We start from the raw sequence: 25,840 nt of genomic DNA on the forward strand, positions 1-25,840 counted from the left end.
GCCCCGGCGCTTCACGATTTTCGCCGCGCCCGCTTGCGGCCGTCACAGACGCGCGCGAGAACCGGGTCATGACCGACGCCGCGATCCACGACGACACCCGAGGCGAAGAGGTTCCCGCCTCTCGCGCCCCCCAGCTGGCCCTCAGCGAAGAGCTGTTGGCCTCGCCCAGCCGGTTCTTCAATCGCGAGACCTCTTGGCTGGCCTTCAACGAGCGGGTGCTGGAGGAAGCGGCCAACGCCAACCATCCGCTGCTGGAGCGGCTGCGTTTCCTGTCCATCTCGGCCAATAATCTGGACGAGTTCTTCATGACCCGCGTCGCCGGCCTGAAGGGGCAGTTGCGCGAGCGGGTGCGGGTTCTGTCTTCCGATGGTCTGACGCCCGCCGAACAGCTGGAGCGGATCAATGTCGCCGCCGGCGAACTGATGGCCGAGCAGCAGTTGCGCTGGCGTCAGCTGAAGAAGGAGCTGACCGTCGCCGGCATCGAGGTCGTCGATCGCCAGCGCATCACCAAGACCGAGCGCGAGCGGCTGGAGCCCGAGTTCCTGAACCAGCTGTTCGCGGTGCTGACGCCCCTGGCCATCGACCCGGCGCACCCCTTCCCCTTCCTGCCGAACCTGGGCTTCTCTCTGGCGCTTAAGCTGAAGCGCAAGGGCGAGACCAAGACCTTCTACGCCCTGGTGCCCGTGCCGACCCAGGTCCGCCGGTTCTGGGAGTTGCCCACCGACGGCCGTTCCACGCCGGGGCACAAGCGGTTCATCACGCTGGAAAACGTGCTGCTGCTGTTCATCGACCACCTGTTCCCCGGCTGCGAGGTCCAGGAAAAGGGCGTGCTGCGCCTGATCCGCGATTCAGACATCGAGATCGAGGAAGAGGCCGAGGATCTGGTGCTGGAGTTCGAGGAGGCGCTGAAGCAGCGTCGCCTGGGCTCGGTCGTGCGGGTCAAGATCGAGGCCTCCATGCCCGCCGATCTGCGCGACTTCATCGTGGGCGAACTGGAGGCGGCGCCTCAGGACGTGGTTCTGGTGGACGGTATGCTGGGTCTGGCCCAGCTGTCGGACCTGATCGGCGGCGGCCACCCGGATCTGAAGTTCAAGGGCTATGAGCCGCGCTATCCGGAACGGGTGCGCGACAACGGCGGCGACGTCTTCGCCGCCATCCGCGAAAAGGACATGCTGATCCACCACCCGTTCGAGAGTTTCGACGTGGTGGTTCAGTTCCTGCGTCAGGCGGCGCGCGATCCGAACGTGATCGCGATCAAACAAACCCTGTACCGCACCTCCAAGGACAGCCCCATCGTCGCCGCCCTGATCGAGGCGGCCGAGAACGGCAAGAACGTCACCGCCCTGGTCGAACTGAAGGCCCGGTTCGACGAAGAGGCCAATCTGCGCTGGGCGCGGGCGATGGAGCGGGCCGGCGTCCACGTCGTCTTCGGCTTCGTCGAATACAAGACCCACGCGAAGGTCAGCGTGGTTGTCCGCCGCGAAGGCGATGCGCTGAAGACCTATTGCCACTTCGGCACCGGCAACTATCACCCGGTCACGGCCAAGGTTTACACAGACCTGTCGCTGTTCTCTTGCGATCCCGTCCTGGGGCGCGATGCGACAAAGGTGTTCAACTACATCACCGGCTATGCGACGCCCGACCATCTGGAAGCCTTGGTGGTGTCGCCGCTGAACATGAAGTCCACGCTGATCGAACTGATCGGCAAGGAGATGTCGGCCGCCGCCATGGGCAAGCCCGCCGCCATCTGGGTCAAGCTGAACTCGCTGGTGGACGTGGAGATCATCGACGCCCTCTATCGCGCCAGCCAGTGGGGGGTGCGGATCGACCTGGTGGTGCGCGGCATCTGCTGCCTGCGGCCCGGCGTGACGGGCCTGTCGGAGAACATCCGGGTCAAGTCCATCGTCGGCCGCTTCCTGGAACACAGCCGCATCGTCTGTTTCGCCAACGGCAAGGACCTGCCGCACGACAAGGCCAAGGTCTTCATTTCGTCCGCCGACTGGATGACGCGCAACCTGGATCGCCGGGTCGAGCTGATGACGCCGATCCGCAACGCTACGGTCCACGACCAGGTGCTGGACCAGATCATGGTGGCCAACCTGAAGGACGACGCACAAAGTTGGGTGCTGGACGCCGAGGGGCGCTATACCCGCGTCGCGCCCGCCGATCCTGAGCGGCCCTTCTCGGCCCACAAATATTTCATGACCAATCCCAGCCTTTCGGGACGTGGCCGCAAGGCCAAGAGCCTGCCCGCCGTGCTTCGATACGAGCGTCCCGGCCGCTGATGCCCGACGCCGTGCTGACCGACCGCGACATCGCGGCCATCGACATCGGCTCCAACTCGGTGCGGCTGGTGCTGTACCGGCTGGAGGGCCGGGCGATCTGGACCGTCTATAACGAGAAGGTGCTGGCCGGCTTGGGCCGCGACCTGCCGACGACGCGCAAACTGTCGCCGGAGGGCGTGGTCATGGCCATGACGGCGCTGCGCCGCTTCGCCGCCGTGCTGGAGGGCGTGCGGCCGGACGCGACCCTGATCGCCGCCACCGCCGCCGTGCGCGAAGCCCTGGACGGGCCTGAGTTCTGCGAGCGTGTCGCCGCCGAGACCGGTCTGAACATCCGCGTCCTGTCGGGCGGGGAAGAGGCAAAATACGCCGCCATGGGCGTGCTGGCCGGCGCGCCCATGGCGCACGGCGTCTCGGCCGACATGGGCGGCGCCAGCCTGGAGCTGACCCGATTGAACGGAGACGGGGTGGAGCACGGACTGACCCTGCCGCTGGGGCCCTTCGCCCTGGCCGAGGGCAAGGGATTCGACGCCGACCGGATCAAGACCCGCATCGACCAGGCGCTGAAGCCCGTCGCGGCCCAGTTCAAGAGCGATCGCCTCTATGCCGTGGGCGGCGCGTGGCGCACCCTGGCGCAGGTGCAGATGACGCTGAAATCCTATCCGCTGCGGGTCGTGCATCAGTATCAGATGTCGGCCGAAGACGCCCTGGAGACGGCGCGTCTGGTGGCGCAACAGTCCGTCGCCGGCCTGGCCAAACTGCCCGGCGTGTCCAAGAAGCGCGCCGAGACCCTGCCCTACGCCGGCCTGGTCCTGGAGGCGCTGATCAAACATCTGGGCCTGAAACAGATCGAGATGTCGGCCTGGGGCGTGCGCGAGGGCCTGTTGTTCGAGACACTGGACGAGGCGACGCGCACCGCCGATCCGCTGCTGGCGGGCTGTTCGGCGCTGGGCGGCCGCCAAGGCGTGGCCCCCGCCCTGCCCGGCGCGCTGAACGGCTGGATTTCCGAGATCGTCGCCGCCTTGCCCGAGGTGTTCGGAAAGGAACGTGACGCGGTCCTGGTCGGCGCCGCCTGTCGGCTGGCGGACCTGGGCGCTCGTCTGCACCCGGACCACCGGCTGGAGCTTGTGTTCGACCAGGTGCTGCGCGCGCCGGTCGCCGGCATCAGCCATGTGGAGCGCGCCTTCCTGGCCAGCGCCCTGAACGCCCGCTACGGCGGCGCGCCCGCCACGCCCCAGCCCGAGGTCATCGACCGGCTGCTGGACGGCGACGCGGCCAAACGCGCCCGCGCCCTGGGCCTGGCCATCCGGCTGGCCTGCGACCTGTCCGGCCGATCGCCGCAACTGCTGGCCAACGCCACGGCGCGCGTGAAGGGCGGCGACCTGCGCCTGACCGCGACGGAAGGCTACGCCGACGTCCTGCTGGGCGAACAGACGAAGAAGCGCGCCAAGGCCTTGGCCGAGGCGATGGAGCTGGGGCTGAGGATTTGAGGCCAAAGGCTCCTCCCCACTGAGTGGGGAGGTGGGGCGGCGCGCCTTCCGCGCCGTGACGGAGGGGCTCTAAGCCGCGTCACGGGCGCCTGTGGGACTTCAAGAGCCCTTCCATCGCCTCGCGGTCCCCCTCCCCGCAAGGCGGGTAGGAGACGTTCAGGCTACTCGATCTCGACGACTTCCACCCGCGCGCCATTCAGCACCAGGGCGATCTCGCCGCGTTTCAGCTTCAGTGCATCCTCACCGAAGATCTGGCGACGCCAGCCCTTCATGGCGTCGATGTCGGCGTCGTCGCTGATGGCGATCTTCTCCAGGTCCGCGACCGTGGCGATCAGTTTGGAGGCCACGCCGGCGTTGTCGCTCTTGGCCTTCAGCAGCACCTTCAGCAGTTCGACCACCGATGGCGGGGCGGGCTGACGGTGGGCCGGGCGCTCCATTTCGGGCGCGAAGGCTTCAGGATCGGCCAGGACGCGCTTCAGCTCCTCGGCCAGCTCCAGCCCCAGGCGCGAACCGCCGAATCCCTTGGGCACCGAACGCAGACGGTTGAAGGCGTCCGGGTCGGTGGGGGTCTGCTGGGCGATCTCGTCCACGCCCTCGTCCTTCAGGATGCGGCCGCGCGGCTGGTCCCGCTCCTGCGCCGCGCGCTCGCGCCAGACGGCCACGGCCTTGAAGGCGGCCAGATATTTGGCCGAGAACTTCTTGGGCTTCAGCCGCTTCCAGGCGTTCTCGGGATTGGTGTCGTAAAGGGCCGGATCGGTCAGCCCCTCCATCTCCGACATCACCCAGTCCAGCCGCCCTTCCTTCTGCAGCCGGTCGCGCAGCTTGGGATACAGGGCCGCCAGATGGGTCACGTCGCCCAGCGCATAGACCAGCTGGCTGTCGGACAGCGGCCGACGCGCCCAGTCGGTGAAGCGGCTGCCCTTGTCCACCTCGATCCGCAGCGTCTGCCGGACCAGCGAATCATAGGCCACCTGCTCGCCAAAGCCCGCCGCCATGGCCGCGACCTGGGTGTCGAACAGGGGTTTGGGCATGGCGCCCAGCCGCACGAAGATTTCCACATCCTGGCGACAGGCGTGGAAGACCTTGATGATCCTCTCGTCGCGCAACAGGTCAAGGAACGGCTCCAGGTCCAGCCCCTCGGCCATCGGGTCGATGATCGCGGCATGGTCGGCCGACGCGGCCTGGATCAGGCACAGCCGGGGCCAATAGGTCGTTTCCCGCATGAACTCGGTATCGACCGTGATGAAGGGGGCGGAGGATACGCGGGCGCAGAACTCGGCCAGCGCCTCATTGGTGGTGATCGGCGTCATTCCGGTGCTATAGCCCCCCGCAACCCATGTGTGGCAAGACCCGCGCTGCATTTCCGCCCCGATTCCAGGCCCAAGATCCATGAGCGACACCCAAAAGCCTCTCGAAAACGGCCTGACCTACGCCGATGCGGGCGTGGACATCGACGCCGGCGAAATGCTGGTCGAACACATCAAGCCCTTGGCCAAGTCCACGGCCCGCCCCGGATCGGAGCCTTCGCTGGGCGGTTTCGGCGCCCTGTTCGACCTGAAGGCCGCCGGGTTCGAGGATCCGCTGATCGTCTCCACCACCGATGGCGTGGGCACCAAGCTGAAGATCGCCATCGAAACGGGCCGCCATGACGGCGTGGGCGTCGATCTGGTCGCCATGTGCGTCAATGACCTATTGGCCCAGGGCGCCGAACCGCTGCTGTTCCTCGACTATTACGCCACGGGCCGGCTCGAGATCGACGCCGCCCGCCGCGTCGTCGCCGGCATCGCCGAAGGCTGCCGTCAGGCTGGCGCGGCCCTGGTCGGCGGCGAGACCGCCGAAATGCCGGGCATGTACACCGACGGCGACTATGACCTGGCGGGCTTCAGCCTGGGCGCCGTCGAGCGCGGCCACGCCCTGCCCTATCTGGATCGTCAGGCGGCGGGCGACATCATCATCGGCCTGGCCTCCACCGGCCCGCACTCCAACGGCTATTCGCTGGTGCGTAAGGTGGTCGAGAAGTCCGGCCTGGCCTGGGGCGACGACGCCCCCTTCGCCAAGGACCGCTCGCTGGCCCAGGCCCTGATGGAGCCGACCCGCATCTATGTGAAGCCGGTCCTGCCGATCATGAAGGCGGGCCTGGTCAAGGGCGCGGCCCACATCACCGGCGGCGGCCTAATCGAAAACCCGCCCCGCTGCATCGCCGAGGGTCTGCAGGCCAAGTTCGACTGGGACGCCTGGCCCATGCCCGCCGTGTTCCAGTGGTTGGCCGAAACCGGCGGCATAAGCGACCACGAGATGCGCCGCACCTTCAACTGCGGCGTCGGCTTCATCCTGATTGTCTCGCCCGAAAACGCCGAGCCGGTCCTTGCCGCCCTGCTCAACGCCGGCGAAGTCGCCTTCGTCTGCGGACAGTTGGAAGCGGCCTGAGCCGCTTCCAACGCCTTTGCATCTACCGCGCGCCGCCGTTCGCCGTCTGGGCGTAGAAGCGCGATAGATCGGTGTGAAGCTTCACCAGGGCGTCGTGGCTCAGATACATCATGTGCCCGCCCTCGTAGTAGGTGAACTCAAGGTTCGGCCGGATGCTGGGCTCCAGCATCATCTGCGCCAGGTCGAACTCTGTCGAGAAGAAGGGCGTGGCGGCGTCGTAATAGCCGTTCAGCGACATGACCTTGAGATACGGGTTGCGCCGCATCGCCGTGGCCAGGTCGACGGCGGTGTTCGGCGTGGTCTGCGGCCCGCCCACCGGCGGACGGTGGCTCCAGTTCCAGTTGAAGCCCGGCAGGCCCCGCGCCGACATCCGGTATTCGACGTCGGTCTTGTAGTTCAGCTGATTGGCCACATAATCGCGGAAGACGCCGAAATAGGCCCCGGTGACGGCCGAGCTGGACGGATCATCCTCGGGCTCCCCGCCTGAAGCGTCCTCGTCCAGACCCAGGTAGCGGGTGTCCAGCCGGCCGATGGTCTGGCGCCGGTCGCGCAGCAGCTCCTTGCGGAAGCTACTCAGGTCCACGCGCATATTGGCGTTGTCGATGAAGGTGGTCGACAGGCCGGTCAGTTCGCTCATCTGGCGCACGATGTCGGCGCGCTCGGCCTGAGAGATCATATGCCCCTTGGCCAGGGCCGAGGCGTAGGGCCCCAGCGCGAAGTCGCGGGCACGCTGAACCTGCTCATCGACCGTGGCGGCCGGATTGGCCAGCTTCCTGTGATACCAGGCCGTCGCCGCATAGGTCGGCAGCAGGGTGACGAAGTTCTGCGGATAGCCCGGTTGGCGCACGCCATAGTTCATGATCGACGACAGCAGAACGACCCCGTTCAGCGACATCCCCCGATCTTCCAACTGGAAGGCCACGGCCCCGGTGCGCAGCGTGCCATAGGATTCGCCGATGATGTATTTCGGACTGGACCAGCGGCTGAACTTGGTCGTGTATCGCATGATGGCGCGGGCGAAGGCGTCGGCGTCGCCGTCCACGCCCCAGAAGGTCGAACCGGGCGTCTCGCCCAGCGGCCGCGAGAAGCCGGCCCCGACCATATCGATGAAGACCAGATCGGTCTGGTCCAGCAGGGTCTGGTCGTTGGGGCCGAAGGCGAACGGCGCGGGGCGGACCACGGTCGGCCCGTCGGTCTGAACCCGCATCGGCCCGAACGAGCCCATGTGCAGCCACACGGTCGGCGAGCCCGGCCCGCCGTTGTAGAGATAGGTCACTGGCCGCGTTCCGACCGGCTGACCGTCCAGCGTATAGGCGGTGTAGAACAGGCTGGCGGTCGGCATCCCCGCATCGTCGCGGATCGTCAGGGTGCCCGCCGTCGCGTGATAGCGCAGGGTCTTGCCGTGGGCGTTGACCGAATGGGCGGTGACCACCTCGGTCTCCTGCACCGGGGCGCGGGCCCAGTCCTTCTCGATGGCCTCAGCGTTGGCGTTGCGGAATCGGTCGGTCGCGGAGCGCATCGACGCGCCCCCGCCGTTGTTGCTGCTGCTGTTGTTGGCGCCGCTCTCCTGCGCCAGCGCCGCCACGGGCGCGCCCAACATCGCGGCGATGGCCGCGAGGCAGATCAGTCTGTCCATACGATAGTCCCCTGTACGCGCCGACCCGCAACCCCTCGCCGCGCGGCCGACGTTACAGGCTAACGTCCCGGTGGAGCCGACCACAAGGGTCATTCGCGTTTCGTCTTGCCAACCGCCGCCCGCCCGGCCAATGCGAGGCCATGTCGTCCTCCCCCCTACCGCCCGTCCGCGTCGCCGTCCTGATTTCCGGCGCCGGGTCCAACATGGCCGCGTTGATCGATGCGGGGCAGCGGACGGACAGCGGCTACGAAGTGGCGCTGGTGGTGTCCAACATCGAGGGCGCGGGCGGTTTGGCCATCGCGGCGGCCAAGGGCGTGACCACGGCGACCGTGGCCCACAAGCCGTTCAGCAAGGACCGCGAGGCGCATGAGCGGGCGGTGGACGGCGTGCTGCGAAGCGCCGGGATCGAGGTCGTGGCCCTGGCCGGCTATATGCGGGTGCTGACGCCCTGGCTGGTCGGCGGCTGGCGCGGACGGATGCTGAACATCCACCCCAGCCTTCTGCCGCTGTATCCAGGTCTAGACACCCACGCCCGCGCCATAGCCGCCAGCGACGCCGAGGCGGGCTGCACCGTGCATCTGGTGACCGAAGGCGTCGATGAAGGCCCGATCCTGGGTCAGGCCCGCGTGCCGATCGTCGCGGACGATACGCCGGAGGCCTTAGCCGAACGGGTCAAGACGGCCGAGCATGAGCTGTATCCGCGCGTGCTGGGCGCGTTCTGCAGAGATTTGGGGCGGGGTTAGGCCCCGCCCCCATTCGTCATCCTGGGCACGAGACCTGGGATGACGGGCTCAAGAGCAGCCTTCGCTTCCCGACCGAACCGCCCCGAAGATTACAAAAACGTCATGCGACAGACCGCCGCACCGGCGCGATGGTGCCGCCGATCAAAATCGGGACCCTGTCTTCCATGAATCGCATTCGTCTGATGGCCGCCTGTTCGGCCTGTATCGTCGTCGCCCTGACCGGCGGCGCGGCCTCGGCCCAGGAGCATTCGCACGGTCTGCCGGGCGCGCCTTCTCCGTTCGGAACCTGGGGCTTCGACCTGACCGGGCGTGACACGACCGTGAAGCCAGGCGACGACTTCAACGAATACGCCAACGGGACCTATCTGCGCACCACCGAGATTCCGGCGGACAAGGCCCGCTTCGGCCCGTTCGACGTGCTGTACGAAAACGCCCAGGCGCAGTTGAAGGCCATCATCGAGGCCAGCGCCGCCAATCCGGCCAACGCCAACGCCCAGAAGGTCGGCGCCCTTTACGCCAGCTTCATGGACGAGGCCCGCGTCAATCAGTTGGCGGCGACTCCGCTTGCCGCCGACCTGGCGGCGGTCAAGGCCGTCACGGACCACGCCGGCATGGCCCGCCTGATGGGGCAGAGCCACGAAGGCTTCGGCGCCTCCCTGTTCGGCCTCGACGTGTTCGAGGACCTGCAGAAGCCGGACATGAACTCGGCCTATCTGGGTCAGGGCGGCCTGGGGCTGCCGGATCGCGACTACTATCTGAAGCCGGACTTCGCCGCTCAGCGCGAAGCCTATCTGGCCTATCTGACCCGGACACTGACGGCCATCGGCTGGACCGATCCGGCCAAGTCCGCCGCCGACATCCTGGCCTTCGAAACCAAGGTGGCCGAAAAGCACTGGACCACGGTCGAGCGCCGCCAGATCGACAAGCTGTACAATCCCGCCAAGGCGGCGGACCTGCCGACCCTGGCCCCCGGCGTCGACTGGGCCGCCTTCCTGTCGGGCGCCAAGGTGACGGACGTCGAGACCCTGGTGCTGATGGAGAACACCGCCATCCCCGGCATCGCCCAGGTGTTCGCCGACACCCCGATCGAGACGCTGAAGGCCTGGCAGGCGTTCAACGTGGTCGATCAGGCCAGCCCCTATCTGTCGCAGGCCTTCGTCGACAGCCGCTTCGAGTTCCGGGGCAAGACGCTGCGCGGCCAGCCCGAGAACCGCCCGCGCTGGAACCGGGGCGTGGCCCTGGTCGACGGTCAGCTGGGCGAGGTCTTGGCCCAGGAATACGTCCGCCTGCACTTCCCCGCCTCGTCCAAGGCGCAGATGGAGGCCCTGGTCGGCAATATCCGCGACGCCATGACCGAGCGGCTGAAGCACGTCGACTGGATGAGCGAGCCGACGCGCGAACAGGCGCTGTACAAGATGTCCAAGTTCGGGGTGAAGATCGGCTATCCCGACAAATGGCGCAGCTATGACGGGCTGGAGCTGAAGCCTGACGATCTGTACGGCAACGTCGAACGCTCGGCCGCCTTCGAATGGGATTACAAGCGCGGCAAGATCGGCAAGCCCGTCGATCCGCTGGAATGGGGCATGACGCCCCAGACGGTGAACGCCTATTACAACCCGCCGCGCAACGAGATCGTCTTCCCCGCCGCCATACTGCAGGCGCCCTTCTTCGATCCGAACGCGGACCCGGCCGTCAACTATGGCGGCATCGGCGCGGTGATCGGTCACGAAATCACCCACGGCTTCGACGACCAGGGCCGCAAGTCCGACGGCGACGGGGTGCTGCGCGACTGGTGGACGCCGGAGGACGCCGCCCGCTTCGAGGAGCGCGCCAAGGTGCTGGGCGCCATCTACGACAAGCTGGAGCCGATCCCCGGCGTGCACGTCAACGGCGAGCTGACCATGGGCGAGAACATCGCCGACCTGGGCGGCCTGCTGCTGGCGCTGGACGCCTATCACAAGTCGCTGAACGGCCAGCCGGCGCCGGTCATTGACGGGCTGACGGGGGATCAGCGCGTCTTCCTGGGCTGGGCGCAGGTGTGGCGCGAGAAATCGCGCGAGGCCGCGCTGAAGGAGCAGTTGACCACCGATCCCCACTCGCCCGGGCCGGTGCGTGCGGCCACGTCTCCGCGCAACATCGACGCCTGGTACGCCGCCTTCGGCGTCTCGCCGGACCAGAAGGAATATATCGCGCCGGACGCCCGCGCGCGCATCTGGTAAGCGCGCTCGACGTCAGACGCAGAAAAGGCCCAGAGCGTACGCTCCGGGCCTTTTTGTCATCCGGCCCTGAGGCCCTGGATTTAGCGGGGCTTCGTCGCCGCGCCGGCGACGGCCCCGATGGCGGCGCCCGCCACGGTCGAGCCGGTATTGCCGCCGATGGCCTGGCCGGCGACCGCGCCGCCCAGGGCGCCGGTGGCGGCGCGTTGTTCCATGGTCTGGCCGCAGGCGGCCAGCAGGGCCACGACGCCGACGACGGGGGCCAGTTTGATGAGGGTCTTCATAAGTCTTCTCCGAGACAGCGAGGGGGACGATGCTGACCGAACGGAAAAGGCCCGCGTCCGGTTCCGAACGCGGGCCTTTCATTCTAGGTGTCGCTATGCTCGGGACGCGGTCCCTCGCGCGGCCTCGGGCCTTAGCCGACGATCTGGTCGTCGGTGAAGAACTGAGCGATCTCGATCTTGGCGTTGTCCTGGCTGTCCGAACCGTGGACCGAGTTTTCGCCGATCGACAGGGCGAACTGCTTGCGAATGGTCCCTTCGGCGGCCTGTTCCGGGTTGGTGGCGCCCATGACTTCGCGATAGGCGGCCACGGCGTTGTCGCCTTCCAGCACCTGAACCACGACCGGCTCGGCCGTCATCTGCTCGACCAGTTCGCCGTAGAACGGACGCTCGGCGTGGACTTCGTAGAATTTCTTGGCCTGGTCGGTCGACAGCTTGACGCGGCGCTGGGCCACGATGCGCAGGCCGGCGCCTTCGATCACGGCGTTGATCGCGCCGGTCAGGTTGCGGCGCGTGGCGTCGGGCTTGATGATCGAGAAGGTGCGTTCGGTCATGGGATGTGACTTCTTGTTCAGTCGATTGAAGGTCGCGGGCTTATAGCGACGCGCCGTCCCCGCGCCAAGCCGCCGTTTCAGCAGGCGACGGCGCGCACGTGACCCGCCGCCGCATAGGCTAGGATGGCGCGGTCGCGGGTGATGAGCGTCAAATCATGAGCGCGTGCTGTGGCGATCAGCATTCGATCGGTCGGGTCTCGATGGGTTAGATCAGGCAACTCGTTCACATCAAGCATCAGATCAACGTCAAGAGACAGCAGATGCGCGCGCGTGGCCCTTACCGCCTTGGACAGCCAGCCCCTGACGTCTCCACCGATCACGACCTCCAACGACCGTTTCTGGCGGATTATTCCCAACTCCCATGCCGTCGCAGCGGACACGTGGACACCGCCGTTGGTGCTGGCCGCCACAACCGCAGCGGCAGCTTCTTCACGAATGGACGCCCCCAAAACGATCCAGATCAGAGCATGGGTGTCGAGCAGCACACCGTCGCTCATTCCTCGCGTAGTCCGAGCTTGAGGTCGTGTTCAGGATCGTCCACCCCCATATCGGCCTCGACCGTCGTTCCAAACACCTGTTCGTAAATGGGTTTCGCCAAATCGATGCTTGGGTCGATCACGAGCGAGCCCTTCATGCTCCCGAACATGCTGTGGGGATTCCAAGGCTCTTCGGCCGCTGCTTCTGGAGCAACCAGAACGGCAGCCTCCTTGCCCCGTTTAGTGATGTGAACCTTCTTCACAGCGCCCGAGTTCACGCGGTCCAAAAGGTCCAGACACTTGGCCTTGAACTCCGTCGCCGTTATGACGACCTCGCCGCTTACAAGATCATACGTCATGACTGGTCATATAGAGATGACCAGTCAGAAAGTCCATGCGCCGACCATGCTCCAGATCACCGACCTGACCTTCAACGCCTGGGGCCGCAAATTCCTCGTCGACGCCTCCGTCAGCCTGCCGCCCGGCGCCAAGGTCGGTCTGGTGGGGCGCAACGGCATCGGCAAATCCACGCTGTTCAAGCTGATCCTGGGCGAATTGAACGCCAATGGCGACGAGATCAGCCTGCCCAAGACCGCACGGATCGGCTCGGTCGATCAGGAACACCCGGCCACCCCCGTCAGCGTCATCGACACCATTCTGGAGGCCGACGTCGAGCGCCACACCCTGCTGGGTCGGCTGGAGACGGCGGAACCGGAGGAGATGGGCGAGATCTGGTCGCGCCTGATCGAGATCGACGCCGACGCCGCGCCCGCCCGCGCCGCCGAAATCCTGGTCGGCCTGGGCTTCGATCAGGAGAACCAGGCCCGGCCGATGTCGGAGTTCTCGGGCGGTTGGCGGATGCGCGTGGCCCTGGCCGCCGCCCTGTTCGCCGAACCGGACATGCTGCTGCTGGACGAACCGACCAACTACCTCGATCTGGAAGGCGCCCTGTGGCTGGAGGCGCGGCTGAAGAAATACCCGCACACGGCCCTGATCATCTCCCACGACCGGGAAATGCTGAACGAGGTCTGCACCCATATTCTGCACCTCGCGAACCACACCCTGACCCTCTACACCGGCAACTACGACGCCTTCGAAAAGGCCCGGGCGGAAAAGGCCCGGTTGCAGCTGTCGGCCAAGGCCAAGCAGGACGCCGAACGCGCCCACCTTCAGGCCTTCGTGGATCGGTTCAAGGCCAAGGCCTCCAAGGCCGCTCAGGCCCAGTCGCGCATGAAGCGGCTGGAGAAGATGCAGCCGGTCGCCACCACCATCGAGGAACGGGTCGCCCCCTTCACCCTGCCCTCGCCGCCGCGCCCGCTGGCCCCGCCCCTGATCCGGCTGGAGCGGGCCAATGTCGGCTATGAGACCGGCAAGCCGATCCTGCGGAACCTGAACCTGCGGATGGATCTGGACGACCGGATCGGCCTGCTGGGCGTCAACGGCGCGGGCAAGTCGACCTTCGCCAAGATGATCGCCGGCGCCCTGAACGTGTCGGAGGGGGAACTGCACCGCGACAAGAAGATGAAGGTCGGCTGGTTCCACCAGCACCAGATCGAGGCGATGGACCCCACCGACACGCCGCTGGAGATCGTCCGCCGCGCCATGCCGGACGCGCCCGAAAGCGCCCGCCGCTCCAAACTGGCCCAGTTCGGCCTGGGCTATGAGAAGCAGGAGACCACGGTCGACAGCCTGTCGGGCGGCGAACGCGCGCGCCTGCTGCTGAACATGGTGGCGATGGACGCGCCTCACGTCCTGATCCTCGACGAACCGACCAACCACCTGGACATCGACAGCCGCCGCGCCCTGCTGGATGCGCTGAACGACTACACCGGCGCCGTCATCCTGATCACCCACGACCGTTCATTGATGGAAATGGTGGCCGACCGGCTGTGGCTGGCCGCCGACGGCACGGTGAAGCCGTTCGACGGCGACATGGACGACTACGCCAAGTTCGTCCTGGACCGCGCCAAACAGGCCATCGCCAAGCCCAGCCAGATCAAGAAGGACGAAGCCAAATCCGCCGCGGGCGCCCCTCAAGCAGCGAGCGCCAATTCTTCGAAAGGCGGCGGCGCGAGCGATAGGAGCAACAAAAAACGATCAGGCCCTTCCCCCTCGACGCTGCGTCATGCGGTGAAGAAGGCCGAGGAGACCATGACCCGCCTGACCGCCGAGATCGCCCGCATCGACGACGACATGGCTTCCGCCTCGGTCAGCAATCCAAAAGCCCTGGAAGGCCTGACCCGCGCCCGCGCCAAGACCGAGGCCGATCTGGCCGCCGCCGAGGCCGCCTGGGTCGCGGCGGAGGAAGCCCTGGCCGAGGTCGCATGACGCCCATCCGCTTCAGCCGCGAGGAGGTCGCCGCCGTCACGGCGAAGCTGCGCCCCTATTTCCGGGACGAGTTGGACGTCGAACTGCGCGATCTTCCAGCCGAGATGCTGATCGACTTCCTCGCCCGCGAGATCGGCCCCTTCTTCTACAACCGCGCCCTCTATGACGCCCAGGCCGTGCTGAAGAAGAAGGCCGACGACATCGGCGAAGCCATCGCGGGGCTGGAACGCGCGGAGTGACGGCGGGGCGCGTCACGCCACCCCGCCCCATCGCCTCAGCCGCCGCTGTTGGCCTGCATATAGGTTTCCTCGTAGGGCTGGACCACGACCCAGCCCTCGCCGGCGAACTTCATTTGGATGCTCTCGCCCGAGCCGCGTCCGACCAGGGTCTTCAGCGAGATGTCGGTGGCGATTTCCGGCGACAGGCTGCCTGACCAGGCCACGGTGGCGTTGGGGTCGGTGAAGACCGGGCCGGTCGCCGCGCTGACCTTCAGGATCAGCGGGTCGTAGTGGGAGGTGATGGCCACGATCCCGCTTCCGCTCAACTTCACGTTGAACAGACCCCCGGACATCATCCCCGCGACCCGCTTCATCATGGTGATCTGGTTGCTGATCCCCGTCTCCAGCGCCAGCACGTCGTTGCCGTTGACGAAGATGGTCTCGTTATCCAGCCGCAGCAGAGTGATCTTCTTGCCCGTGTCGGCCAGATAGACGCGGCCCTGGCCCTCCATCTTCATCAGGACCATGCCCTCGCCGCTGACGGCCTTCTTCAGCAGGTTGCCCAGGCCCTGCTCCATCAGACCCTGGCGCGTGAACTTCACCTGGCCCGTGCGCGCGACCATGGCGCCGGACTTGGCCCAGACAGATCCGTTCAGCCGAACCTCAAGCAGATAGGCGTTTTCCAGTTCAAAGGCGTCCGGGCTGACGTCCTTCTCTCTGTAGGCGGCGACGAATTCGGCGACGGTTTTCACGGGCATGGCGACCTCGATCGGTGTTTCACGGACGCTCAGCCTGGCCGCACATCGTCGTTTCACGCAAGGCCATAATATTGCAAACGCCTCGCAATATTATATGATTGAACGGACGCAAGAGGCCGAGCATGACAAGACCCATCCTTCACGCCAGCCTGCTGGCCAGCCTGCTCGCCGCATGGGGCGCCGGCGCCGCCCAGGCCCACTCGCCCTATCTGCGGCCGAACGTCTTCGACGCGACCAACCGCGACCATGTAACGGTCGAGGCGGCCTTTACCGAGGATGTGTTCAACGCCGAGGTTGTCATGCGCTCCGACCATTTCCACGTGGTCGGGCCGAACGGCGACACGCCGATCACCACCGTCACCTATCTGCGCGACCTGACGGTGTTCGAGGCGCCGACGCCGGTGGACGGTCTGTATCGCCTGTCGTCCGGCGCGCGCGAGGGGCGGGCCGCCAAGATGTATCAGACGCCATCCGGCTGGAAGATGGTGGGCGAGGAGGACGCGCCGCCCCCGCCCGGGGCCGAACTGGTCGATGTGCAGAGCATCACGGTCGCCGACGTCTATGTGGTGCGCGGCGCGCCCGACGACGCGGCGCTGAAACCCTCGGGCCATGGGCTGGAGCTTCAGCCCCTGATACAGCCCGGCGACATCGTGGCGGGCGAGGACGCGCCCTTCCGCCTGCTGTTCGACGGCCAGCCGGTCGCGGGCGGCGACGTGACCGTCTTTCGCGAGGCGGGCCAGTACGACGGCCGCAAGATCGAGACCGAAACCCGCACCGACGCCTCGGGCCGGATCACGCTCAGGGTCGCCGAACCGGGCGCCTATATGACCCAGGTGCGTCACCGCATCGCCGCCCCGGCGGGCGCGCCGACGCCCTATCGCAGCTACACCCACACCCTGACCTTCATCGCCCACGCGGGCTGAAGGTCAGGCGAGCCTATCGTCGTCTCAGTCCGGGAGGTCTTCGGCCAGGATGGCCATTTCGAACATGAAGGAGCCTTCCTCGTCCTCGTCCTCGAAGACGATGCCGATGAACTCATCGCCGACATAGACCTCGGCCGAATCGTTTTGCTTGGGGCGGGCCTTCACGATGATGCCGCCGGTGTTGAAGGTGCGCTTGAGGTGGCCCTCGATGCGCTTCAGGTCGGTGTCTTTCACGGATGGCCTCATGGTCTTGGATTGGCGGCGGACCCTAGAGAAGTCCGGGGGTCAGGGGAACCGCCGCCCGTCATTTTCCACACCCGCGACCGGCTGAACGGAAAATGTGCGGCGTCGTTCATTTTCCTTTACGGCCCCCGACGCGCGGCGACGTCAGATAAGTGTCACCGTTCGTTTCGGGGGAAACGCAGATGCTGTTGTCGATCATGGTCGGCGAAGCGCTTTATATCGCTCACCGCTGTCGGCGGGCGCTTCTGGCCTCGCCGGTCGTCCTGGCCTGCGCCATGACGGCCATGGCCCTGTTCCATCACGGGCCGGCGTCGCCGCACGGCTGACGCCCGCTCAGATCACGAAGTCATAGACCACGTCGGCCAGGGTGTGATCCATGGTCCGCGCCGGCTCGGCCCCGGTGGGGCAGTTGACCAGACGCGCGGGCACGCCCGCCACGGTGCAGCCGGTGGGCACCGCCTTCAGCACCACCGAGCCGGACGCCACCTTGGCGTAGTCGCCGATGTGTATATTGCCCAGCACCTTGGCCCCCGCGCCCAGCAGCACGCCCTTGCCGATCTTGGGGTGGCGGTCGCCGCGCTCGGCCCCCGTCCCGCCCAAGGTGACGTTGTGCAGCATGGATACGTCGTCGCCGACCACCGCCGTCTCGCCGATGACGATGCCGGTGCCATGGTCCAGGAACAGCCCCTTGCCCAGCCGCGCGGCCGGGTGGATGTCCAACTGGAACAGCTCCGAAATCCGGCTCTGGAAGTGGAAGGCCAAGGTCTCGCGTCCCTGCCCCCAAAGCCAGTGCGCCACGCGCCAGCCCTGCAAGGCCTGGAAACCCTTGAAATACAGGAACGGCTGCAACAGGTTGCGGATCGCCGGGTCGCGTTCGGCCACGGCCTGCAGGTCCGCTTCCGCCGCCTCGACGATCGACGGATCGGCCTTGAACGCCGACAGGCAGACCTCGCGCACCGACATGGCGCTCATTTCGCCGTCCGCCAGCTTGCGTGCGATCTGGAAGCTGAGCGCGCCGGCTAGGTCGTCGTGCGACAGGATCACCGCATTCATCTGCGAACCGAGTTGCGGTTCCTCGCGCGAGGCGGCCTCGGCCGAGGCGCGCAGCTGGCGCCACACGCTTTCGGTTTCGTTTTCCGCGACGACTTCAAGCTTGGCCATGACCGGCTCCTTCGCGCTCATCCTACCCGCCTCAGCATGGCCTGCGCCAGCGCCTGGGGCAGTTCGCCGACCATCGCCATATGGTAGGCCCTGTAGGCCGTCGCCACCGTCAGCCCGTCGCGCACCGTCCCCCGCCCGATCTCGTCCAGCAGATCCTGGAACGGCACGCGAACCACGGCGATCACTTCGGTCGGATCGGGCGCCGTCGGGGCGGGCGACAGGCCCCAGGCGATCCAGGTCATGCCGATCTCATCGGTGATGGAGTTGGACATCTCGACCTTCAGCGCCGGCGCCCAGTGTTCGGCGCGCAGCCCTGCCTCCTCGGCCAGTTCGCGCCGCACGCCGTCGAACGGGTCTTCGTCAAGCGGCGCTCCGCCCTCGGGCATTTCCCAGCTATAGTTGGCCAGGGCGAACCGCTGCTGGCCCACCAGGGTCACGGTCCCGTCGTCATGCACGGGCAGGACGCCGGTCCCCACATTCTTGAACCGCACCACGGCGTAGTCGGCCTTCATCCCCGTCGGCGCCGTCGCCGGGTGCCGCGTCAGGGCCATCCACGGGCTGTCGAACACCGTCTCGGTTCCGTCGCTGCGCCAGGCCGGCGGCTTGGCCAGACCCTCGGCCCATTTCGGTTCATCGGAATTGCGCATGGACGACCTATGGCGGATGGGCGGTCGAAAGCCTAGCTAGACGGCATGACCGCGCTAAACGAGCCCCTTCCCCCGCCCGTTCCGTCCAAGGCTTTCCTGGATCGGCTGGCCCAGCGCCGCTCGGCCCCGGCCCAGGCGCTGGTCGCGCCCGGCCCGTCGCCGGCCGAACTGGATCACATCCTGGCCCTGGGCGCCCGCACGCCCGATCACGGCAAGCTGTTTCCCTGGCGCTTCGTGGTCCTGGGGCCTCAGTCGCGCGCCGAGATCGCGGGCAAGCTGGCGGTGCTGGTCGAGCTGAGGAACGGCCCGGCCAAGGACCAGGCGGTGCTGGCCAAGCTGACCGCCGCGCCCGTCACCATCCTAGTCGTCTCCACCCCCGTCCCCAACGCCAAGCCGATCTGGGAGCAGCAGTTGTCGGCCGGGGCGGTGTGCATGAACCTGGAGCACGCGGCCGGCGGCTTCGGCTATTGCGCCAGCTGGATCACCGACTGGTACAGCTACGATCCGCAGGCCCTGCCCCTGTTCGGGGTCAGCGAGAACGAGAGCGTCGCGGGCTTCATCCACATCGGCACGCTGGACGAACCGGCGCTGGAGCGACCGCGCCCGGATATGTCGACCAAGGTCACACGCCTGCCGTAAGCCGGTGACATAAGGTCGCCCTGCGTCGGTTCGACCTCTCGACCGACCCCGCCTTTCTCCCCCAAGGCCTTCGTATGGATTCCCTGTTGCAAGCCGTGGGCGACTTCATCGCCCGCAACCATATGTGGGCCGGCGTCCTGTTGGGCCTGGTCACCTTCTTCGAGTCGCTGGCCGTCATCGGCGCCTTCGTGCCCGCCACCGGCCTTCTGGTCGCGGCGGGCGGCCTGATCGCGGCCGGGGTGCTGGACCCCGTCAATGTCATCGTCGGCTGCGTCATCGGCGCGGTGATCGGCGACGCCGTCTCCTACTGGGCCGGACGGCGCCTTGGCGTGCGGTTCCTGCAGCGCCCGATGTTCAAGGCCCACCGTCGCCGCATCGCCTGGACGCGCCTTTACTGCCGTCGCTACGGCGTCATGTCGATCTTCGTGGGCCGTTTCTTCGGCCCCTTGCGCGCCTTCGTGCCGCTGACGTTGGGGATGCTCAGGATGCGTCAGCGCGCCTTTCAGTTCGGCAATGTCACCTCTGGCGTCGTCTGGGTGCTGGCCATGCTGGCGCCGGGGTATCTGGCCGCGCAGGGGCTGGCGCGGATGGAACTGCTCAGCGAGGCCCACGGCCCCACCCTGCTGATCGGCGCCGTCGCCCTGGCCATCCTGATCGTGGCCGTCGCCTACCGCCTGCTCAAGGCCCGCATGAGCCGCAAGTCCGCCGTGATGCGCGGGGCTCTGGAGAGCCGTTAGGGCCGCCGGTCCGGCGCGCGCGGAAGTCCTTGCTAAGGCGACGGTTTCCTCCATAAGTCACAAAGACATGTCGCCAGCCGAGCCCCCGACCGCCGCGCCTCTGGAGCCTTCGCTGCGGTTTCTCGCGGGCGGAGGGGCGGCGACGCGGTTGATCCTTGATCGCGACTGGTCCGACCACCCCCTGGGCCCGCCTCAGGACTGGCCGCCGGCGCTCAAGACCGCGCTCAGCCTGGTGCTGAATTCGCCCGAATCGATGATCCTGGCCTGGGGCGAGACGGAACTATGGTTCTTCTTCAACGAAACCTATTTTCCCTTGCTGGGTCCGCGCCTCGGCTGGGCCATGGGATCGGCCTTCATCGAGGTCTGGGCCGACGGATGGGAACAGGCCAAGCCGATCATCGACGAGGCCTTCGCCGGCCGCAGCCGCCGGTTCATCGACCTGCCGTGGAAACTGGCCACAGACCGGGGTCTGGCCGACACCTGGTGGACCTTCTCCTATTCGCGCGTGCTGAACGCCGAAGGCGGCATCGACGGCCTGTTCATCTTCACCAATGAGACTACCAGCCGGGTTTTGGCCGACGCCGCCCGCCTGCAGGCCGAGGATCACAACGCCATCCTTGCGGCCGAGACGACCCACCGGCTGAAGAACACCCTGGCCATGGTTCAGGCCATCGGCCGGCAAAGCCTGAAGGGGCTGGATCGCGACCGCATCCAGGTGTTCGAGGATCGCCTGATGGCCCTGGGCGCCGCCCACAGCGCCCTGACCGAACAGAACTGGCAGAGCGCCGATCTGTCCGTCCTGGTCTCGAACGCCCTGGCCAATGTGTTGCCGGGAGAAAGCTTCAGCCTGAACGGTCCGGCCTTTTCGGTGTCCGACCGCTCGGCTCAGTCGATCACCATGCTGATGCACGAGATGGCCACCAATGCCCTGAAGCACGGCGCGGCCTCCACCCCTAACGGCCGGGTCGAAATCGACTGGCGGTTGGATGGCGACCATGTCGTGCTGAACTGGCGCGAAGTCGGCGGACCGGCGGCCGAACCGCCCGCCCGGCGCGGCTTCGGGTCCAAACTGATCGAACGCGGGCTGTTCGGCACCGGAGGCGCCGATGTGCGCTATACGCCGCAGGGGCTTCTAGCCACATTCACCGCCTGCGCCGACAGGCTCGCGCCCGGCTCTCAGCCGTCCTGATCGGTCAGCCTCGGCCGCGATAGGTCGGCACGCCCTGATCCGGCAGCCACAGTCCCTCAGGCGCCGCCCCCGTCTGCCAGAAGACGTCGATGGGAATGCCGCCGCGCGGATACCAGTATCCGCCGATCCGCAGCCATTTCGGAGCGAGCAGGTCCGCCAGCCTGCGGCCGATGGCGACGGTGCAATCCTCGTGGAAGGCGCCGTGGTTGCGGAAACTGGTCAGGTACAGCTTCAGGCTCTTGGATTCGACCAGCCAGTCGCCCGGCGCATAGTCGATGACGATGTGGGCGAAGTCCGGCTGGCCGGTCACCGGGCACAGGCTGGTGAACTCGGGCGCCGTGAACCGGGCCAGATAGAGCGTGTCCGCGTGCGGGTTCGGCACCCGCTCCAGCACGGCGGTCTCGGGGCTGGTCGGTGCGGCGGTCTGGGCGCCGAGCTGGCTCAGATTGTCGGTGTAGTGGGTCATGCCGGGCATTTAGGCCCTTGCGGCGCGTCTGAAAATCCTCCCGCATCTAGCGAAGACTAAAGACACCCCATCCATCCTATCTCTCGACAACTTCAGTCGCCGTTTCAACGTCTTTATGCCAGGCAGCGTCAATCGACCGACCGCCCCCGCAAACGCCCGTATAATGCGCCGTTTCGAACAGCAGGACGAAGGGTTGGACCCACTTGAACTCGCTGGACTGTTTTTTTCCAAGTCCAACTTCACCCGCACAATTGCACGCCCTTGGACTTTGCACGCCCTTCCCGAGTGCAGTGCAATTTCACGACCACCCGACTTCAGACGATTGAGACCCTGTTTTTCGCGCTCATGTCTCAAATCTAGATTGGACCACCGATGACAGCAGGGCTCGGTCTTGGACAGGCCGGCATCCACGTCGTGCAGCGCGGCCGGCTGGATCCGGCAAGTCTCGGCCCAAGCGACGAGGACCGGACCTTCACGGTCGGCGTGCCTTTCAACGCACCGCCGCGCTGACGATTGCCTTCCCCCGCAATAGCCCGCTAAGCGTAGCGAAAGAAAACCAAGGAGATGCCCGTGGCCATTCCCACCTCGCTGCAAAAAGGTCTGACCCTGCCGATCATCTCGGCGCCCATGTTCCTGGTCTCGGGGCCGGACCTGGTGGTCGAGGCGTGCAACGCCGGGGTGATCGGCACCTTCCCCTCGCTGAACCAGCGCACGACCGAGGGCTATCGCGAGTGGGTCCAGGACATCAAATCGCGGCTGAAGCCAGAGGCCGCCGCCTTCGGCGTCAACCACATCGTGCACCAGACCAATCCCCGGCTGATGGCCGATCTGGAGGTGTCGGTCGAGGAGAAGGTGCCGCTGATCATCACCTCCTTGGGCGCCGTGCGCGACGTGGTCGATGCGGTGCATGGCTATGGCGGTCAGGTCTTCCACGACATCGCCAACATCCGCCATGCGCGAAAGGCGGCCGAGGCGGGCGTTGACGGCCTGATCCTGGTGGCCAACGGCGCCGGCGGCCACGCGGGCATCATCAACCCGTTCGCCCTGGTTAATGAGGTCCGCAGCTTCTTCGAGGGCACGATCATTCTCTCGGGCGCCCTGTCGACGGGTCAGGACGTGGCCGCCGCCCTGATGCTGGGCGCCGACTTCGCCTATATGGGCACCCGCTTCATCAATACGAACGAGGCGATGGCCGTCCCTGCCTACAAGCAGATGATCATCGACAGCGGCTCGACCGACATCGTCCATACGCCCGCCGTCTCCGGCATTCCGGCCAACTTCATGAGCAAGTCGCTGATCGAGAACGGCGTCGACCCCAAGCAACTGCCGGACCACAAGCTGGACATGGGCGCCGAGGCCAAGGCCTGGAAAACCGTCTGGTCGGCGGGCCAGGGGGCGGGCGCCATCCACGACGTCCTGCCGACCGCCGAACTGGTGGCGCGCCTGCGACAAGAGTTCGCTCAGGCCACGGATCAATTCGCCATCAAGACCGGAGCACGTTAAAGGCGCCGAACCGCATTTCGCGCGTTGGAGCCGTCATGATCCGCACCGCCGCCCCCATGTTCGCCGCCGTCGCCGTCACCGCCGCGCTGGCTGCACCGGCGGCGGCCCAAACCGCCTCGGCTCCGTCGTGGAGGGACGCCTGGTCGTTCGAACTGGGCGCCGGCACGGACAATCGGTCCAAAAATGCGTCGAAGTCCGGCAATGACGGCTACGCCTTCGGCTCGGCGACGTGGCAGAGCGCGGACGGCCTGTTCTACGCCGGCCCCGGCTTCGAGACCGTCCAGTCGGGCGGCTCGAATGTCGAGGCCGAGTTCGTCATCGGCTATCAGCCCGAGGCCTTCGGCTATCAGTTCGACGTCAACCTGGCCTACAAGAACCGCCTGGGCGCCGAGCGCGGCTATGACGAGGACGCCTGGGAGTTGACCGGCAACATCAGCCGCTCCATCGGCCCGGCCAGCGCCCGACTGCAGGTCCAATATTCGCCCGACGCCGCCAACTCGACCCAATCCTTCACCTGGATCGAGGGCCAGATCGGCTGGGACTTCACCCCCCGGCTGAACGGCGCGGCGGCGGTGGGGCGGCGCGACCAGACGGGCGGACCCGACTACACCGGCTGGAACGCCGGCGTGACCTACGCCCTGACCAACGCCCTGTCGCTCGATGTCCGCTATCACGACACCGACGCCGACACCTTTGGCGAACAGTACAAACAGGCCCTGGTCGCCAAGGTGTCCTACGACTTCTGACGCCACCCTTGCAGAACGGGGGCGTGTCGATCCCTCTCAGCGTAACGCCGCTGCTCTTGTCACGCACCGAGGTCCCAAAGCCGATCCAATTCAGACCCGACCGGCCGACCAGGGTTCCCTGCCTGCGGCCAACGCCAGACGGACGTGTCGAGATGGCTACCGGCTCTGCTAAATGTTGCAATCCCACCAAAGGCTGCGGCTTCATCGCGCCACATGACGGCGGCAGGATGTCTTTGTCCACGGACACGCTCCAGGCGTCCAACGCGAACGCGCCTAGCCCCGAAAAGGCCGGCGTCATCGCCTTCGACGGCGAGCTCACCAACCTGCGCGCCAACGCCGCCTGGTGGAACACGGCCCCTTGACCCAGGTGATGGCCGCCAGCGACATCCCCCCGATCATTGACGTCGAGATCGCCGTGCCGCCCTGCCCAAGCCCGCAAAGGCGCCAGTGAAACGCCCCGCCCCCGAGAAGAAGCTGCCGCCCGTCACCGGCCACCAGACCGTCCTGGCGGGCTGAGGGCTGGCCGCGTCCCGAAGGCAGTTGCTAAGGAAGGCGTCATGACCAATGACGCCCTTCAATCCTACCTCCGCGATCATATCCCGCTGTCCCAGGCGATGCAGGTCGAGGTCATGACGGTCGATGCCGACGCTCTGACGCTGCAGGCGCCGCTGGCCCCCAACATCAACCATCGTGACACGGTCTTCGGCGGCAGCGCCTCGGCCCTGGCCATCCTGTCGGCTTGGTCGCTGGTACATACGAAACTGAAGGCCGAGGGGCTGACGGCGCGACTGGTGATCCAATCCAACACCGTCCACTATGACCAGCCTATCGCAAGCGCGTTCCAGTCCACCGCCGTGCTGGCCGATCCCGACAACTGGTCGCGCTTCCTCGCCCTGTTCAACCGCAAGGGCAAGGCGCGGATCACAGTCGCCGCGACCTTGACCGAGAACGGTCAGGCCGCGGGCCGTTTCGAAGGCAGATTCGTCGCCCTCAGGATGGACGACGCCGGGGGTCAGCCCAGCGCTTGATCCAGGTCCGCGATCAGGTCCTCGACGTTCTCCACGCCGACTGACAGGCGGAACAGGTTGTCGCTCACGCCCCCCGCCTCGCGGACCTCCTTGGGGACCGAGGCGTGGGTCATGATCGCCGGGTGGTTCACCAGGCTTTCGACGCCGCCCAGCGATTCCGCCAGGGTGAACACCTGAACCCGCTCCAGCACGCGCTTGGTGCGCTCCAGATCGCCATCCAGGATGACCGTCACCATGCCGCCGAAGCCGCCGTGCATCTGGCGCGCGGCCAGCTCATGCTGCGGGTGGGCGATCAGGCCGGGATAGATGACCCTGGCGATGCCCGCCCGCGTCTCCAGCCAGCGCGCCACGGTCAGGGCGTTTTCGCAATGCGCCTTCATCCTGAGCGCCAGGGTCTTCAGGCCGCGATTGGCCAGGAAGGCGTCGAACGGCCCCATGATCCCGCCGACAGAGTTCTGCAGGAACTTGATCCGCGTCGCCAGCTCAGCGTCTGCGGTCGCCAGCACCCCGCCGATGATGTCCGAATGGCCGTTCAGATATTTGGTCGCCGAATGCATCACCACATCGGCCCCCAGGCTCAGCGGCTGCTGGCAGAAGGGGGTGGCGAAGGTGTTGTCCACGATCAGCAGCAGCCCGTGCGCCTTGGCCACTTTCGACAGGGCGGCGATGTCGGCCAGCTTCATCAGCGGATTGGTGGGCGTCTCGACCCACAGCATCTTCGTCCTGGGCGTGATCGCCGCCTCGACCGCCGCGATGTCGCTCAGGTCCACATAGGCGAAATCCAGACCCATGGTGCGCCGCCGCACCCGCTCGAACAGCCGCCACGAACCGCCGTACAGGTCGTCGCCTGTAACGATATGATCGCCCGCGTCCAGCAGTTCCAGCGCCGTCGACGTCGCCGCCATGCCCGAGCCGAAGCCGAACCCGTGCGTGCCGCCCTCCAGGTCCGCGATACAGGCCTCGAACGCCTCGCGCGTCGGATTCTTCCCGCGCGCGTATTCGTAACCCTTGTTCACGCCTGGGCTTTCCTGGGCATAGGTCGAGGTGGCGTAGATCGGCGTCATCACCGCGCCCGTCGTCGGGTCGGGATGCTGTCCGGCATGGATGGCGCGGGTCGAAAACCCTTTGCTGTTCTTCTTGTCAGACATG

General features: G+C 66.7%; 29 protein-coding genes. 17 read left to right on the plus strand and 12 right to left on the minus strand.

All coding sequences use genetic code 11. The annotated features are described in order from the left end of the window. Window positions 1–68 precede the first annotated feature (68 nt). Window positions 69–2,285 carry an RNA degradosome polyphosphate kinase gene (locus ACYX4P_RS13770; protein ID WP_292046385.1) on the plus strand — a complete coding sequence of 739 codons (2,217 nt, stop codon included), beginning with the start codon at window positions 69–71 and terminating at the stop codon, window positions 2,283–2,285. After that, window positions 2,285–3,772 carry a Ppx/GppA phosphatase family protein gene (locus tag ACYX4P_RS13775; protein ID WP_248119082.1) on the plus strand — a complete coding sequence of 496 codons (1,488 nt, stop codon included), beginning with the start codon at window positions 2,285–2,287 and terminating at the stop codon, window positions 3,770–3,772. The genes ACYX4P_RS13770 and ACYX4P_RS13775 overlap by 1 nt, the downstream gene beginning before the upstream one ends. A gap of 161 nt (window positions 3,773–3,933) precedes the next feature. On the opposite strand, the gene rnd is transcribed toward ACYX4P_RS13775, so the two are convergent. Beyond that, the gene (gene rnd / locus ACYX4P_RS13780) at window positions 3,934–5,082 is read right to left on the minus strand and encodes a ribonuclease D (protein ID WP_248119080.1); all 1,149 of its coding nucleotides are present in this window, start codon (window positions 5,080–5,082) and stop codon (window positions 3,934–3,936) included. Window positions 5,083–5,161: 79 nt separating this feature from the next. On the opposite strand from rnd, the gene purM reads away from it, so the two are divergent. After that, a complete protein-coding gene (gene purM / locus ACYX4P_RS13785; protein ID WP_292048141.1) occupies window positions 5,162–6,199 on the plus strand; it encodes a phosphoribosylformylglycinamidine cyclo-ligase in 1,038 nt (345 codons plus the stop codon). 22 nt (window positions 6,200–6,221) lie between these two features. Here the strand turns inward: purM and ACYX4P_RS13790 are convergent, their stop codons facing one another. Then, a complete protein-coding gene (locus ACYX4P_RS13790; protein ID WP_476069812.1) occupies window positions 6,222–7,835 on the minus strand; it encodes a S10 family peptidase in 1,614 nt (537 codons plus the stop codon). Between the two features lie 140 nt (window positions 7,836–7,975). On the opposite strand from ACYX4P_RS13790, the gene purN reads away from it, so the two are divergent. Both purN and ACYX4P_RS13800 read left to right on the plus strand, forming a co-directional pair. Beyond that, window positions 7,976–8,578 (plus strand): phosphoribosylglycinamide formyltransferase, encoded by a 603-nt coding sequence (gene purN / locus ACYX4P_RS13795; protein WP_248119073.1) that lies wholly within the window; start codon window positions 7,976–7,978, stop codon window positions 8,576–8,578. A gap of 164 nt (window positions 8,579–8,742) precedes the next feature. Continuing rightward, window positions 8,743–10,797 carry a M13 family metallopeptidase gene (locus ACYX4P_RS13800; RefSeq protein ID WP_248119071.1) on the plus strand — a complete coding sequence of 685 codons (2,055 nt, stop codon included), beginning with the start codon at window positions 8,743–8,745 and terminating at the stop codon, window positions 10,795–10,797. Window positions 10,798–10,877: 80 nt separating this feature from the next. Here the strand turns inward: ACYX4P_RS13800 and ACYX4P_RS13805 are convergent, their stop codons facing one another. From ACYX4P_RS13805 to ACYX4P_RS13820, 4 genes are all read right to left on the minus strand, one after another. Next, complete coding sequence (locus ACYX4P_RS13805; RefSeq protein WP_248119069.1) at window positions 10,878–11,078, minus strand: glycine zipper 2TM domain-containing protein; 201 nt, start codon at window positions 11,076–11,078, stop codon at window positions 10,878–10,880. A gap of 131 nt (window positions 11,079–11,209) precedes the next feature. Next, window positions 11,210–11,629 carry a nucleoside-diphosphate kinase gene (gene ndk / locus ACYX4P_RS13810; protein ID WP_248119067.1) on the minus strand — a complete coding sequence of 140 codons (420 nt, stop codon included), beginning with the start codon at window positions 11,627–11,629 and terminating at the stop codon, window positions 11,210–11,212. Window positions 11,630–11,706: 77 nt separating this feature from the next. Next, complete coding sequence (locus ACYX4P_RS13815; protein ID WP_248119064.1) at window positions 11,707–12,126, minus strand: type II toxin-antitoxin system VapC family toxin; 420 nt, start codon at window positions 12,124–12,126, stop codon at window positions 11,707–11,709. Then, window positions 12,123–12,464 (minus strand): type II toxin-antitoxin system Phd/YefM family antitoxin, encoded by a 342-nt coding sequence (locus ACYX4P_RS13820; protein ID WP_248119062.1) that lies wholly within the window; start codon window positions 12,462–12,464, stop codon window positions 12,123–12,125. Before ACYX4P_RS13820 ends, ACYX4P_RS13815 begins: the two co-directional genes overlap by 4 nt. 46 nt (window positions 12,465–12,510) lie before the next feature. On the opposite strand from ACYX4P_RS13820, the gene ACYX4P_RS13825 reads away from it, so the two are divergent. Together ACYX4P_RS13825 and ACYX4P_RS13830 are read left to right on the plus strand one after the other, a co-directional pair. After that, entirely contained in the window at window positions 12,511–14,433 is a 1,923-nt protein-coding gene (locus tag ACYX4P_RS13825; RefSeq protein WP_248119145.1) for an ABC-F family ATP-binding cassette domain-containing protein, read from the plus strand. Next, on the plus strand, window positions 14,430–14,672 hold the full coding sequence (locus tag ACYX4P_RS13830; protein ID WP_248119060.1) for a DUF2164 domain-containing protein: 243 nt from the start codon (window positions 14,430–14,432) through the stop codon (window positions 14,670–14,672). The genes ACYX4P_RS13825 and ACYX4P_RS13830 overlap by 4 nt, the downstream gene beginning before the upstream one ends. Before the next feature lie 35 nt (window positions 14,673–14,707). Here ACYX4P_RS13830 and ACYX4P_RS13835 read toward each other — a convergent pair whose 3' ends face one another. Then, window positions 14,708–15,409 (minus strand): AIM24 family protein, encoded by a 702-nt coding sequence (locus tag ACYX4P_RS13835; protein WP_248119057.1) that lies wholly within the window; start codon window positions 15,407–15,409, stop codon window positions 14,708–14,710. A 122-nt stretch (window positions 15,410–15,531) separates the two neighbouring features. Between ACYX4P_RS13835 and ACYX4P_RS13840 the strand changes: the two genes are divergently transcribed. After that, the gene (locus ACYX4P_RS13840; protein ID WP_248119056.1) at window positions 15,532–16,332 is read left to right on the plus strand and encodes a DUF4198 domain-containing protein; all 801 of its coding nucleotides are present in this window, start codon (window positions 15,532–15,534) and stop codon (window positions 16,330–16,332) included. A 24-nt stretch (window positions 16,333–16,356) separates the two neighbouring features. On the opposite strand, the gene ACYX4P_RS13845 is transcribed toward ACYX4P_RS13840, so the two are convergent. Beyond that, window positions 16,357–16,566 carry a DUF3126 family protein gene (locus tag ACYX4P_RS13845; RefSeq protein WP_248119054.1) on the minus strand — a complete coding sequence of 70 codons (210 nt, stop codon included), beginning with the start codon at window positions 16,564–16,566 and terminating at the stop codon, window positions 16,357–16,359. A gap of 191 nt (window positions 16,567–16,757) precedes the next feature. Between ACYX4P_RS13845 and ACYX4P_RS13850 the strand changes: the two genes are divergently transcribed. Next, complete coding sequence (locus ACYX4P_RS13850; protein WP_248119051.1) at window positions 16,758–16,901, plus strand: hypothetical protein; 144 nt, start codon at window positions 16,758–16,760, stop codon at window positions 16,899–16,901. Window positions 16,902–16,908: 7 nt separating this feature from the next. Here the strand turns inward: ACYX4P_RS13850 and cysE are convergent, their stop codons facing one another. Together cysE and ACYX4P_RS13860 are read right to left on the minus strand one after the other, a co-directional pair. Next, entirely contained in the window at window positions 16,909–17,736 is an 828-nt protein-coding gene (gene cysE, locus ACYX4P_RS13855; protein WP_248119049.1) for a serine O-acetyltransferase, read from the minus strand. A 17-nt stretch (window positions 17,737–17,753) separates the two neighbouring features. Continuing rightward, entirely contained in the window at window positions 17,754–18,383 is a 630-nt protein-coding gene (locus ACYX4P_RS13860; protein ID WP_248119047.1) for an NUDIX domain-containing protein, read from the minus strand. A gap of 45 nt (window positions 18,384–18,428) precedes the next feature. Here ACYX4P_RS13860 and ACYX4P_RS13865 point away from each other — a divergent pair, with 45 nt between their 5' ends. The 3 genes from ACYX4P_RS13865 to ACYX4P_RS13875 all read left to right on the plus strand — a co-directional run bounded on the left by ACYX4P_RS13865 (window position 18,429) and on the right by ACYX4P_RS13875 (window position 20,948). After that, window positions 18,429–19,022, plus strand: coding sequence for a nitroreductase family protein (locus tag ACYX4P_RS13865; protein WP_248119046.1), 594 nt, complete (start codon window positions 18,429–18,431; stop codon window positions 19,020–19,022). 74 nt (window positions 19,023–19,096) lie between these two features. Next, a complete protein-coding gene (locus ACYX4P_RS13870; RefSeq protein WP_248119044.1) occupies window positions 19,097–19,759 on the plus strand; it encodes a DedA family protein in 663 nt (220 codons plus the stop codon). A gap of 67 nt (window positions 19,760–19,826) precedes the next feature. After that, complete coding sequence (locus ACYX4P_RS13875; RefSeq protein ID WP_248119042.1) at window positions 19,827–20,948, plus strand: sensor histidine kinase; 1,122 nt, start codon at window positions 19,827–19,829, stop codon at window positions 20,946–20,948. Between the two features lie 4 nt (window positions 20,949–20,952). On the opposite strand, the gene queF is transcribed toward ACYX4P_RS13875, so the two are convergent. Beyond that, complete coding sequence (gene queF, locus ACYX4P_RS13880; RefSeq protein WP_248119039.1) at window positions 20,953–21,414, minus strand: preQ(1) synthase; 462 nt, start codon at window positions 21,412–21,414, stop codon at window positions 20,953–20,955. Between the two features lie 372 nt (window positions 21,415–21,786). Here queF and ACYX4P_RS13885 point away from each other — a divergent pair, with 372 nt between their 5' ends. From ACYX4P_RS13885 to ACYX4P_RS13905, 5 genes are all read left to right on the plus strand, one after another. Next, window positions 21,787–21,924, plus strand: coding sequence for a hypothetical protein (locus ACYX4P_RS13885; protein ID WP_248119037.1), 138 nt, complete (start codon window positions 21,787–21,789; stop codon window positions 21,922–21,924). A gap of 60 nt (window positions 21,925–21,984) precedes the next feature. Continuing rightward, window positions 21,985–22,917 carry an NAD(P)H-dependent flavin oxidoreductase gene (locus ACYX4P_RS13890; RefSeq protein WP_292048130.1) on the plus strand — a complete coding sequence of 311 codons (933 nt, stop codon included), beginning with the start codon at window positions 21,985–21,987 and terminating at the stop codon, window positions 22,915–22,917. A 35-nt stretch (window positions 22,918–22,952) separates the two neighbouring features. Continuing rightward, window positions 22,953–23,663: a TorF family putative porin gene (locus tag ACYX4P_RS13895; RefSeq protein WP_312572013.1), complete on the plus strand. Its 711-nt coding sequence runs from the start codon at window positions 22,953–22,955 to the stop codon at window positions 23,661–23,663. A gap of 227 nt (window positions 23,664–23,890) precedes the next feature. Then, entirely contained in the window at window positions 23,891–24,025 is a 135-nt protein-coding gene (locus ACYX4P_RS13900) for a hypothetical protein (protein WP_282438885.1), read from the plus strand. A gap of 195 nt (window positions 24,026–24,220) precedes the next feature. Beyond that, window positions 24,221–24,691 carry a thioesterase domain-containing protein gene (locus ACYX4P_RS13905; RefSeq protein WP_248119031.1) on the plus strand — a complete coding sequence of 157 codons (471 nt, stop codon included), beginning with the start codon at window positions 24,221–24,223 and terminating at the stop codon, window positions 24,689–24,691. On the opposite strand, the gene ACYX4P_RS13910 is transcribed toward ACYX4P_RS13905, so the two are convergent. After that, the gene (locus ACYX4P_RS13910) at window positions 24,676–25,839 is read right to left on the minus strand and encodes a cystathionine gamma-synthase (RefSeq protein WP_248119030.1); all 1,164 of its coding nucleotides are present in this window, start codon (window positions 25,837–25,839) and stop codon (window positions 24,676–24,678) included. The two genes, ACYX4P_RS13905 and ACYX4P_RS13910, sit on opposite strands and share 16 nt — an antisense overlap. Window position 25,840 lies beyond the last annotated feature (1 nt).

The sequence above is a fragment of the Brevundimonas sp. ABV4_179 genome, assembly GCF_056311945.1.